Raw genomic sequence first — 230 nt, 5'->3', positions numbered from 1 at the left:
CGGCCATCAGGACCGCTGGCGGGATCGCCTCAATCGCCGTTTTCCAGCGTTCGTCCAGCTGCACATGACGGATGAGGACGAGACCACTGATGCGCGTGAAAATCGTCGCGCATGCCATAGCGAGGATGGCAAGCAGGGTATTGATATCAAGCGTCATGCGGCCTGCTCCTGTACCCGACCCTTCCAGAAAGCCATCACCAGTCCGGCCAAAGCACCGGCTGCGATATACC

The 230-nt window shown here is 59.6% G+C and carries 1 protein-coding gene; it reads right to left on the bottom strand.

Going from position 1 to position 230, the window contains the following annotated elements; translation table 11 throughout:
* On the bottom strand, positions 1-157 hold a 157-nt coding region (locus tag AF337_RS40975), incomplete at its 3' end, for an AzlD family protein (RefSeq protein ID WP_193393668.1).
* Between the last annotated feature and the right edge of the window lie 73 nt (positions 158-230).

Source organism: Rhizobium ecuadorense, from assembly GCF_001187535.1.
Classification (GTDB): domain Bacteria; phylum Pseudomonadota; class Alphaproteobacteria; order Rhizobiales; family Rhizobiaceae; genus Rhizobium; species Rhizobium ecuadorense.
The sequence above is the reverse complement of the archived record's forward strand: the minus strand, read 5'-3'. Positions and strand labels throughout refer to the sequence as shown.